Source organism: Congregibacter litoralis KT71 (assembly GCF_000153125.2).
In the GTDB taxonomy this organism is placed as follows: domain Bacteria; phylum Pseudomonadota; class Gammaproteobacteria; order Pseudomonadales; family Halieaceae; genus Congregibacter; species Congregibacter litoralis.
On record NZ_CM002299.1, the window covers coordinates 2,623,081 to 2,634,820 of the forward strand.

Annotated in this window: 8 protein-coding genes; 3 read left to right on the forward strand and 5 right to left on the reverse strand. The window is 59.6% G+C overall.

The genetic code is table 11. The features are described from left to right. Positions 1–44 precede the first annotated feature (44 nt). Together KT71_RS12010 and KT71_RS12015 are read left to right on the forward strand one after the other, a co-directional pair. Positions 45–419 carry a DUF4345 family protein gene (locus tag KT71_RS12010; RefSeq protein WP_008295119.1) on the forward strand — a complete coding sequence of 125 codons (375 nt, stop codon included), beginning with the start codon at positions 45–47 and terminating at the stop codon, positions 417–419. After that, positions 420–3,845 (forward strand): AsmA family protein, encoded by a 3,426-nt coding sequence (locus tag KT71_RS12015; protein WP_008295118.1) that lies wholly within the window; start codon positions 420–422, stop codon positions 3,843–3,845. Positions 3,846–3,946: 101 nt separating this feature from the next. Here the strand turns inward: KT71_RS12015 and gltX are convergent, their stop codons facing one another. Next, the gene (gene gltX / locus KT71_RS12020; protein ID WP_040362327.1) at positions 3,947–5,428 is read right to left on the reverse strand and encodes a glutamate--tRNA ligase; all 1,482 of its coding nucleotides are present in this window, start codon (positions 5,426–5,428) and stop codon (positions 3,947–3,949) included. A gap of 140 nt (positions 5,429–5,568) precedes the next feature. Here gltX and KT71_RS12025 point away from each other — a divergent pair, with 140 nt between their 5' ends. Next, complete coding sequence (locus KT71_RS12025) at positions 5,569–6,930, forward strand: GntP family permease (RefSeq protein ID WP_008295116.1); 1,362 nt, start codon at positions 5,569–5,571, stop codon at positions 6,928–6,930. 40 nt (positions 6,931–6,970) lie between these two features. Here KT71_RS12025 and KT71_RS12030 read toward each other — a convergent pair whose 3' ends face one another. From KT71_RS12030 to KT71_RS12045, 4 genes are all read right to left on the reverse strand, one after another. Continuing rightward, a complete protein-coding gene (locus tag KT71_RS12030) occupies positions 6,971–8,113 on the reverse strand; it encodes an alkaline phosphatase D family protein (protein WP_008295115.1) in 1,143 nt (380 codons plus the stop codon). Further along, complete coding sequence (gene kynU / locus KT71_RS12035) at positions 8,113–9,345, reverse strand: kynureninase (protein WP_040363212.1); 1,233 nt, start codon at positions 9,343–9,345, stop codon at positions 8,113–8,115. Before kynU ends, KT71_RS12030 begins: the two co-directional genes overlap by 1 nt. Positions 9,346–9,430: 85 nt before the next feature. Next, positions 9,431–10,339 (reverse strand): alpha/beta hydrolase family protein, encoded by a 909-nt coding sequence (locus KT71_RS12040; RefSeq protein ID WP_008295112.1) that lies wholly within the window; start codon positions 10,337–10,339, stop codon positions 9,431–9,433. A gap of 18 nt (positions 10,340–10,357) precedes the next feature. After that, positions 10,358–11,617 (reverse strand): dipeptidase, encoded by a 1,260-nt coding sequence (locus KT71_RS12045; protein ID WP_023659705.1) that lies wholly within the window; start codon positions 11,615–11,617, stop codon positions 10,358–10,360. Positions 11,618–11,740: the final 123 nt, after the last annotated feature.

The following is an 11,740-nucleotide window of genomic DNA, read 5'->3' on the forward strand; positions in this document are numbered from 1 at the left end:
ATACGCCGTTTACTCCGTCTACCAATAACCACGAGGGATTTGTAATGACCCGCGCTTTCCTGATCCTTATCGCTTTCATTTTCGCAGCCTACGGTGTCGCCTGCATTCTCGACCCCAGCCTGCCTGCGCGGCTGGCAGGTCTGCAGATTACCAACGGCGATGGCTACGCCGAAATGTCCGCCATGTACGGCGGCCTGCAAACGGGTGTGGGTGTGTTCTGTCTCCTGGGCGCATTTCGATCATCCATGGAGCGCAGCGTGCTCCTGCTCCTGGTGCTCGGGATAGGACTGCTGGCAGCCACGCGCGCCCTCGGAGCCCTTCGCACGGAGGAGGTACTCACGGTCTACACCTGGGGAGCGCTGGCCTTTGAGACCTTCGTGACAGCGGCCGCGGCAGCGCTTCTTTCCCGCGCGCGCTAAATGCGGCTTAAACCCGTACTTCTTATTCTGCTCGCTGTTTTCCTTGCGGCGGCAGCTTCGTTGGCCCTATCTCTGCGGAGCGGCCTGTCCCTTGGTTTTGCCAGCACTTTCATCGAATCCCGGGCCAGCGAATTCCTCAACCGAAAGATCAGCCTGAAAAAGGCGCCGCAACTACGGCTGAGTGATGGTCTGCATATCGCCCTGGCTGAGGTAGCGCTGGCAGACGCAGACTGGGCCGGTGAAGGCCCGATGCTGACCGTGAATGCTCTCAAAGCGGAAATCGACTTCTGGTCTCTGTTTGACGAACAGATCTTGGTCAATCAGTTACACATCGACGGTCTGAATCTGCACTTACATCGCGACCGCGATGGTCGCAGCAATATCCCCGGGCTCGACCGGGACCAGAAAAACACGACGACGAAGGAGCCCCCATCCGGTCTCCTTCCCGTGCTCCTCGAGCACATGACGATCCGCAATGTACAGGTCCGCCAAAGCAATGAGCAGTCTGGGAAAAGCCTGAACCTTAGGGTGGATTCCCTCACGCAGGATTCTCATGAGGAAGAGGGTCTGCGCCTGAGAGGCCAGGGAAGTCTCCAGGACTACCCCTGGCAACTCGCCGTGGACAGTAGCGACCTTATGAGTCTTCGCACGGGCATCGACATGTCGGCAGACGTTAAGGGCAGCCTCGGAGATCTGAATCTTGAGGGTAACTATCAGCTGCCGGATCTGACAGAGCTTCAAAACCTCAGCCTGACCGCGATTCTATCGGGCCCCATGCCACCGCGTGTCGCTGAGCTCTCACCCATCCTAGAAGCACAGGCGCCCACAAAAATAAGCTTGGAGGTACGCGACGTCACGCCGGGGCTGGAGGTCAGCCTCATCGCTGAAATGCCCCATCTCATGGCGCAGGCCACGGGCACCATCGATGATCCGGCTGCGGCTGATGGTGTGGCCCTTGATGTCATCCTCGATGCTGACAGCCTGCCCCGCCTGGCGCAGCACTTCGGGCTGGATGTCGTTGGCGAGGTTCCCGTGAGCTTGAGGGGGCAACTACTCCGCCGGGGGGATCGTGTGGAATTTCGAGACGGCATCATGGATGCGGGCAGCAATCACCTGGAAGCCAATGTGCTGATGCCTGCTTTTCCCGGCACCAATGGTGCATCTGTGCAGTTGAGCGCCGCCGGCAACGATTTTTCCTTGTATCAGACGCTTCTTAAGCAAGAGCCAAACCTCAAACATCCTTACAGTATTGCCCTTGCCATTGACGACATCAGCGAGGGCGGCGAGCGGGTGAATGGGGACTTCAGGGTGGGCGAGCACACGCTGCAACTATCCGGACTCCTCGACAACTTTCCCAGCTATGCCGGTAGTCAACTGCAACTGACATTTTTCAGTCCACGTCTGGAGGAACTCGCTGCTGCCGCCGATATAGAAATCCCGCCTACGCCCCTGGACCTGAGAAGCGAGCTTGGCGTCGCTGACGACGGAGTCATCGCGATCCGTTCCACGAACATCACTGCCTACACGACCGAGCTGGCGTTAAGCGGACGTCTTAACGGCTACCCGGATTTTGACGATGCCGACATCCGCTTCCGTGCAGATGCGGGCTCCCTGGCAGAGCTGGGAGCCCGCTTCGGACTCGACCCCCTCGGCGATGTTCCCGTGCAGCTGGACGCGACACTCACGGGGCGCCCCGACAAGCTTGTCCTGAAAAGCCCATCACTAACCGCTGGGGGCTTCGAACTCCAGGGCATCAGTGGTGGCTTGCGCCTTGAAGATGGCGCGCTGTCCAGCGACCTCCTCGTCTCGGGCAAGCTCGCGGAGCTTGCTACGCTCCTTGGTAGCTACGCACCGGATCATCTGCCCGAAGGTAGCTATGCATTTAGCTTACGCCCCACACTCTCCTCGGAACTGTTCTCTCTGGCTCTCGAGGATCTCGCGGGCCCGGGGCTTAGGGGGAGCGCCCGCCTCGAACTCAGTCGTGACTTTACCCTCGACGAAAATACGCTTCTGGAATCAACGCTCCGCCTCGAGGACCTCTCCGCGCTACTCCCGCCCGTAGAGGGCTACCAACCGGCGCCCCACCCCCTGACACTGACCGCCATCACCCGACCCACCAAGGCCGGGACAACGATCAATGCTCAACTCCTGGATGACGACGCACCTAAACTCAGTGTGGAGATCGTCGTACCCTCAGAGAAAGAAGATGAAGGTATCACCATCGCGGTACGGGGCGCAGGCAGCGACGTCGGCCGCCTTGGCAAGCTCAGCTTCCTTCCTGAGGAGCAGTTGAGCTATGCAATCGACCTCGATGCGACCGTCCTCGGAAAAACCCTCACCGTGGATGCCCGTGAATTCAGCCTCGGCGCGTCGAGGGTGCGCGGAAGCGCTATTTGGGATTCCGGGAACAATGCGCTGGAAGCCAGGCTAGAGGTACCGAGCGCTGATCTTCAGGCCTGGATCCCCCCTGAAAACGCTTCGGGTGAGGAACCTGCAGCGCCCGTTAGCGGGGACGGGCGGAGAATTCCTGACCTTGAGCTGCCCCTGGCCTGGCTTCATGATTACCAGATTGACCTCATCCTGGAAACAGGAAACCTGGGACTCAGAGATCCGGAGTTCAGCGATAAAGCGCTCATAGAGGCCGCCTCTTTGCGGCTTCAGAGCGGAGAAGGCCGCGGTTTGTTTAACATAAACCAACTCCAGGGGAGTCGTGGCGAGCTGAGTTCAAGACTGGAAATTGACGACCGCGGCGAGACGACAAGGCTTGTCAGTGATCTGAAGGTGAGCGATTTTCCTCTTGGCATTGTCGCCGCCGGCTCGTTCTCCGATGCGCTGCCGCGCTATGACCTTAGTAGCTCCTTCACCGGGGAAGGCCGCGATCTCCGATCAATAGCCGCATCTCTCGATGGCGAGCTCCTTATGGTCGGTGGAGCCGGGAGGCTGGAAAAAATGAAACTCAGCGTCGCAACAGAATCCTTCGTCGCGCAGGTGCTTCAGACGCTTTTACCCATGATCGTTAAGGGAAGCACCGATATGGCAGTGGAGTGCGCGGTGCTGGCTGCGCGGGCCAAAAAGGGCATCCTGAACCTTGACCCGGGTTTCGTTTTCCGCAGCAAAGAAGTTGAACTCACCGCCTATGGACAGATAAACCTCAGCAATGAAAAACTGAGCATTGACTTTAATAACCGGGCGCGAGAGGGCCTGGGGATCAGTGCCGCAAGCGTTATCAACCCTTTTGTCGCCGTCAGCGGAACCCTCGCAAAACCGAAACTCGGCCTGGACATCACCAAGTCGGCGATCAGCGGCGGGGCCGCGTTTGCCACCGCTGGTGCTACCATCATTGCGAAACCCCTTTTTGACAGGGTGTTTAAGCGAGGCGATACCTGCAAAGCGGCCATAGCGCTTTGGAACGAAAGCATGGAGTAACGCTCCGACATCCTTTTATTCACCAGCGCCCGCGCTGTCCTGAGCTCTCCTGTTTTCACCAGGGTCTCAGGGGACTCATCGCCCACTGCCCACTGCAGTCTTTAGAGCGCCTGATACTCCTTTTCGAGACGCTTCACCGCCTTTTTGGAAACCCCGCCACAGACCTCAATAGCGTGGCGGATCCTCGCACGGCTCATCTCCGGGCCCAGCAAGCCCATGGCATCGACCACGGAAATAGAGGCACGGCTGCCGGAGATGGCAATAAACAGCGGCGCGAGGAAGTCCCGCACCTTGATCCCAAGACTATCCGCGAGGCTTTTCAGCGCCTCCCACACCGTATCCCGGTTCCAATCCTGCAAAGCCTCGAGGCGCCACAGGGCAAACTGCAGGGTTTTTAACAAGGCCTCGGGTTCCAAACCCAGCGCCGTAAACTGTTCCTCGCTGAGGGACAGCTCCCCGGACACCAGGAATGTCGCCTGAGGCGCAAAATCGCTGAGGGTCTCCATTCTTGGCTGCAGATGTGGCAGAACAGCGGCCAGCTGATCCGAATTAAAGGCCCATTCTACGAGGCGCTGGGCCAGCTGCTCCTGGGTGAGATCTTCGCGAATCCAAAGACCGTTCAGCCAGCGCAACTTCTCCACGTCAAAAATAGGCCCGCCCAGGGAGACCCGTTGAATGTCAAAAACGTCCTGCATCTCCTGAAGACTGAACTTCTCCCGCTCGTCGGGCATGGACCAACCCATGCGGCCCAGGTAGTTACACAGCGCCTCCGGCAAAAAGCCCATGCGCTGGTAATACAGAATGCTCGTGGGGTTCTTGCGCTTGCTGAGTTTGGATTTATCGGGATTTCTCAACAGGGGCAGGTGGCAGAGCACCGGCATCTCCCAGCCGAAGTATTCGTAGAGAAGCTGGTGTTTGGGTGCCGAGTTAATCCACTCTTCCCCGCGTATCACATGGCTGATGTCCATAAGATGATCATCGACCACGTTCGCCAGGTGGTAGGTGGGCATACCGTCAGATTTCAGAAGAATCTGCGCATCCACCATGCTCCAATCAAGGGCAATCTCTCCCCTCAACATATCCTGCACCGCGCAGACACCCGGCTCTTCGGGCACTATCATGCGAATAACGTGGGGCTCGCCCGCCGCCCGGCGTTTCTCCACTTCCTCGGGCGGCAGTAGCAAATCTGAGGGCTTCAAGGCGGTGCTGTTACCCTCGGCACGGCGAGACTCCCGCAGTTCGTTCAACTCCTCGGGACGGCGGTAGCAGACAAATGCCTTGCCGGCATCCACAAGCTGCTGAGCATAGGCGCCATAGATTTCCATGCGCTCGCTCTGTCGGTAGGGGCCGTGCTCACCCCCTTTGTCGGGTCCCTCGTCCCAATCCAATCCTAACCAACGCAGGGAATCGAGAATTGCCTGCTCCGACGATGCGGTGGAGCGGGCCTGATCCGTATCTTCGATGCGCAGTACAAATTCACCTCCATGCGCCCGCGCAAAGCAAAGGTTGAACAAAGCTATGTAAGCGGTGCCGACGTGGGGATCGCCCGTGGGAGAGGGAGCAACACGAGTTCTGACAGTCATAGGATCATCTGGTAGCGGATAAGGGGCGGTGATTATAGGCGCTGTGCGCAGGAATCTCATCGTCGAGGACGTCGCTGTACACCCCCGCTGCCCCCTCATACACTTCGCCCTCTCTCTATAAACAGAATAAGTGACGAAATATGGAATCGGCGGGGCTCATCGGCAGCGTTATTCTTCTCATATGGCTGGCCTTGCGGGGTATCGACATCGTATTCGCCGCACTCATTTGCGCGACCGTTGTCATTATTAGCAACGACCTCCCCCTGGCTGCGGGTTTTACCGAGTATTTTGCATCGGGCCCCCTGGGAGCTTTCAGTTTTGCGGGTCGCTTCTATCTGCTGTTTATCGCCGGCGCGGTATTCGGACGCATCATGGGGGAAAGTCACGCGGCAAGCAGCCTGGCTATGGCGCTTATCCGCCGCCTGGGCGCGCATCGTGCGCTCCTCATCTGTACCGTGGCCTGCGCGTTGCTCACCTACGGCGGCGTCGTTGTTTTTGTCGTGATCTTCGCGATTTACCCCCTGGGCCTTCGGCTATTGCAGGAATCCAATATCCCCAAACGTCTGCTGTTGGGCGCTATCGCCCTGGGATCGGGAACCTTCACTCTGACGGCCCTTCCCGGCACCCCATCCATTCACAACGTCATTTCTGCCAGCGCCCTGGGCACCGATCTGTTCGCCGCGCCCTGGCTGGGCATTATCGGCGGCCTGCTGATGTTTGGTTTTGGCATGCTGTACCTCGAACGGGAACGGGTAAAAGCGGAGTCCGCCGGCGAGGGCTTTGTGCCCGGGCCCCGGGATGAGATTGCGGCGGCGGGTGACACGCCCGCCCTACCCCCCTGGCCCCTCGCCTTGTTTCCCCTGGGGCTGGTCATCGGCACCATCCTGATGCCCCGTCTTTTGAGAGGCGCTGATCTCGGTAGCGGCGCTGCCGCACGGGTACTGGAATTCGCCGGCACGCAGCCGATACTGTGGCCCAGCGCGGCACTTTTCATGGGCAGTCTCGTCGCTATTGCGGTGTTTCCCGCCGTGCGGCGCCACGGCCTCACGGTGGCAGGAAGAGGCACCCAGGATGCCATCCTGCCGCTGATCAACACGGCTGCTGTCATTGGCTTTGGCGGCGTGGTCACCCAGACCTCGGGTTTTGCCAATTTTACCGCTCTGGTCCTGAACTCAGACCTGCCTCCATTGATATCAGCTTTTTTCTCCGTAAGCCTTGTCTCGGCAATCACAGGCTCCGCCTCCGGTGGCTTGCAGATATTCATGCAATCCATGGCGCCGGCATACATCGACATGGGCATCGCGCCGGAGGTGTTGCACCGGGTCACGGCCATGGCCAGTGGCGGCGTTGATTCCCTGCCCCATTGTGGCGCCGTGGTCGCCATGCTGACCATTACGCAGCTGACGCACCGCCAGGCCTACAAGGATGTGGGGATTATCACCGTGGTCTTTCCCGTACTGGCGACCCTGATTGTGATTGGCCTGGTGGCCCTGGGGCTCTGACGCCGCGGTGTAGCAACACCTGGGAGCTTCGCCGGAAAACTCAATAGCCCAAAGGTTTGAGCAGTGAACGCACGATCCGCCCGTCGGCACCGTGGAGATTAAGCTCGGCAATCCCGGCCTTCCAGTCGATATCCAGAGATCCGAAATTCGCATCCCCGTAGAGCTCTCCCTTCCGGTAAGGTCCTTCCTCGGCCAGGGTGTTATAGCGGTTGGGAATGGAAATGGGGTTGTTGAGCGCCGAGGAGGTGAACTCCGTTAAGGGGTTTAGAAGACCGATATCACGCTCGTAAAACCCCGCTACGTGACGATCGCCCGAGAGGAAGAGCACAGGTGCCGTGTCGTACTGCCTGAGCAATGCAAAGAGACGCTCGCGCTCCCTGGGCAGCTGCTTCCACCCCTCCCAGCCATGTCCATCAGCAAGCACCTGAATAGACGAAACGATGACGCGTAAATCGGCATCCTGTTGCAGCTGTGTTTCAAGCCAGGTCCATTGCTCGGACCCCATGAGGGTCTTGTCAGCGCTGGCATCGAAAACGTAGCGTTCCTTGCCCTTTGCGCCATAGCGATCACTGGGACGCAGGGGTGAGCGAAAGAAGCGCGTGTCGAGCACAATCAGTTGAAGACGTTTACCGGGCTGTCCCAGCGTTTTGCTGAAATACACCCCCGCGCGGGTCCGTCGGACATCGCTCTCCGCGGTCCAGGCATCTTCAAAGAGCTGTTCCGACTGCCGTCGCCAGGGAAAGTCAGCACCACCGTCGTTTCGGCCGTAGTCATGGTCGTCCCACACCGCGAAGACAGGGGTCTGCTCCCGAAACTTAGCAAAAGCGGGTGCATCCGCGAGCATCCTGTAGGCAGCGCGTAGCTGCGGGAGCTCCGGACTCTCATCATCGCTATCGGGGTATAGCGTATCTCCCGCAAAAACAAAGAACTGGGGCCCGGCCTCTGCAATGGATTGCCATACCTCCTCACCCGGCTTTTGCGCTTTGTAACAGGAACCAAAGGCAAAGCGCGTTATTGTCGTCGTCTCATCCAGGGCGCGGGATTGGAAGATCGGGGTAGCCTGTGGTGCAGGAACATCGGGCCACTGCGCGAAGGCGCTCATTGCAAGACCCTGAGAAATCAACAGCAGCGCGCCCAAAACAACGCGCGAGCTCAATGCATTGACACGGGAGTCCGCAGTCATCAGGTCACCGCTGGACGATGCCTGAACCGCTCATGGAGATACCGCTCGTCGGCCAGCACCTCGGCCAGGATGTCCAGAGCGCGCTCCGCATCAGCAAAGCTGTTGTACAGGGGGGCAAAGCCAAAGCGCACAATATCCGGTGCGCGAAAGTCCACGATCACTTTCGCCTCAATCAGCGCCTGAGAGATTCCCCAGGCCTGCTCGTGACGCACACTTACCTGACTGCCGCGGCGCTCGGGTTCCTCCGGCGTGAGGCACTCAAGGGCATCAAGTTGGCCCCGGGACGCCAGACCCTGCATAAAAAACGCGGTAAGCGCGAGGGATTTATCGCGGACCCGGGCAATGTCGGTGAGCTGCAATACCTCGAGCGCCGCCCTGAGAGCCACCATACTGATGACAGGCGGAGTTCCCGCCTGATAGCGCTGAACGCCAGATCCGGCCTCATAGTCCGCCGCGAAAGCAAAGGGGTCCCGGTGGCCCAACCAGCCGGACAGGGGCTGACGGACGTCGCTCTGATGGCGATGATTCACATAGAGAAACCCCGGCGCTCCGGGTCCGCCGTTGAAGTATTTATAACCACAGCCCACGGCAAAATCGACATTCGCGCGATCAAGCTCTACAGGCATGACACCGGCAGAGTGCGCCAGATCCCACAACACCAGGGCACCTGCCGCGTGGGCCGCCCGGGTGATAACCGCCATGTCATAGCGCTCGCCGCTGCGATAATTAACTTCCGTGAGCATAAGCACCGCGACGTCCTCATCCAGGGCATCTTCGAGGCAATCCGGCGCCACCCGACGAAGCTCACAGCGCGCCTCCCCAAGCAGGCGGGCTATACCCTGGGCGATGTAGGCATCTGTAGGAAAATCCTCTTCAAGCGCAAGAATCACCCGTCGTTCGCCCTGCAGTTCCAATGCGCTTGCCAGCAGCTTAAACAGATTGACGGAAATGCTGTCACAGCAGAGCACCTGCCCCGAGGCCGCGCCAATAAACGGGGCGATGGCCTCACCCACAAGGTTCGGCAGGCGTATCCAGTCGTTTTTGTTCCAGCTGCTGATGAGATCCTCACCCCACTGTTTCTCGACCGCGTCGGCTACGGCTTTACTCACCCCCTTGGGCAAGGCGCCCAGGGAATTGCCATCGAGATACACCGTGTCATCCGGCAGATGAAACTGCTGTCGTAAGGCCGCGAGGGGATCCTCTTTATCGAGTTGGGCTGTTGATTCGCTCAAGGCTGTTGACTTGCTCAGGGCTGTTGATTCGCTCAAGGCTGTTGATTCGCTCAAGGCTGTTGATTCGCTCAAGGCTGTTTCCTGCTCAAGGCTGCAAAACCGGCGCCGCTGCACCCGGGTGCTGAGGCATGGGTTGGATAGACACGCTGAGAACATCAAACACCGCATCGCGAACTCGCTCGTAGGCCCGGGTCTGGGGATGAACCCAGTCAAAGTGCCCTGCTCCCGACAACTCCAGGGTACTGGCCCTCGTCATCGCCGTGACCTGCTCCGGGCCGACAATAGCGTCTTCGGAACCCCACAGCAGTCTTACGGGGACCGCATAAGAGAGCGCCGCCGGAGATGCTTTTGCGTAGGCGCCGGGACGTGTTTCGGGAGTGCCACCCATGAACGACGCCGTGACCGCCTCACAGCTGTTGCTCCCCCTGGCATAGACTTCCAGATCAGTAATCGCCGCAAGACCAACGACGCCGGCGATGCGAACCGGAGGTTTGACCAGGGATGCATCCCTTGCCGCAAGCCACAAACCAAGATGCCCCCCCGCGGAGTGGCCGACAATAACCGCCTTGGAGAGGGCCAGACGGGGATCGTCCAAATCCGCCAGGGCGTCCAGCGACAGGGTCAGGTCCACGGCGCTGCCTGGCCAGCCGCCTCCCGGTTCTCCCACCCGTCGATATTCCGGCACCCAGACGGCATAACCGTCGGAAGCCAGGCGCGCCGCCAGGGGATAAATATGCTCAGCGGAATAGTCACGGAGCCAACATCCGCCATGCACCAGAACAACCACCGGCACCGGCCCCTTGGCTCTCAACGGTGGCATCCACAGGGCCGCGGTCTGGGAAGGCGCGCTTCCGTAGCGCAGTTCCCGATCAGCCTTGCGCGCTTTCAGCTCCAAAACCGAGGAAAACGTTACGGGCATGGGGGTGTCTGACGCCATCGCTCGCCAGGCGAGAAAAACGCCCATCAGCAGGATGGCAGACACAACACGCATCATCGCTGCGAAACCCCTGATTTACTCCGCGCCAATGGCATCTGCGGGCGGGTCTTCTGCCAGACGTTTTTTCTGGAGGCGCTGCGCCTCCTCTTCGTTGGCCTTGAGCACCCGCAGCACATTTTCGCCACCGATCGCTTCACAGTCACTATCGCTGTACCCACGACGCTTGAGCTCGGCAAAAAGCGCCGGATAGGTGGACACATCCTCCAGCCCCTCTACCACGGCGCTGATGCCATCAAAGTCTCCCCCAAGGCCGATGTGCTCAATACCCGCAAGCTTACGGATATGGTCGATATGATCGGCCACCTGGGCCAGGGTTGCTTCGGGCCTGGTGTGGGAGGCCTCCCATTTAGCCAGACCCGCTTCCTGCACGGCCTCATCGTAGGGATACATGGCTTCTAGTCGCGCTTTCTCGCCGGCTCGCGCCAGGTCCCAATCCCGTCGATCCTGGGAAATGTAGCCCGGCACAAAGGTCACCATGACGACACCGCCATTTTTGGGCAGGCGTTTGAGCACCGAGTCGGGCACGTTCCGTGGATGATCGTTGAGGCCCCGCGCCGAGGAGTGCGAAAAAATCACCGGTGCAGTCACGGTATCCAGTGCATCATGCATGGTGGCCTCGGTTACGTGGGACAGATCCACCAGCATTCCCAGGCGGTTCATTTCCTTAACGACGGATTCTCCAAAAGCCGTGAGACCGTCGTGCCGCGGCGCATCCGTGGCAGAGTCCGCCCAGGCAAGCCCCTTGCTGTGGGTGAGCGTCATATATCGGGCGCCGGCGGCGTACAGAGACCGTAGCGTACCCAGAGAATTCTCAATGGCGTGACCGCCCTCAATACCCATGAGGGATCCGATTTTGCCTTCGGCGGCCGCGCTGCGTATGTCAGCGGCGGTCATGGCCAGAGCCAGGTCATCGGGGTATCGCTCCACGAGGCGTCGTACCACGTCCATTTGCTGCAGAACCCGCGCAGCATCGCCTGCGGCCCCGCCGTAACTCTCGATGGGGATGTAAACGGACCAGAACTGAGCCCCCACACCGCCTTCCCGTAGGCGCGGAATATCCGTGTGCAGGGGTGGCTCCATGTCCTCCTGGCGCTCAGCCACATCCAGGGGTGCAAGGCGATTACCGAAGCGTTCATGGTATTGCCAGGGCAGATCGTTATGCCCGTCGATGACCATGAAGGTCGGTGAATCCGCCGCGCCCACGGGTAGCGCCAAAGTAGTCGTCAACAGCGTTGTAGCCGCCAGGGAAAAGAGGGTCGAAACTGTATTTTGCATGCTGCCTCGCTACGGGAGTTCAGGAGAGGGAATTTGATCACATATTTGAGGACTATTGTGCGTTCTGCCTTGCCTCTTGGCCAGCGAATGGCATCATGCGCAGCCATATCCTAGATATCACCT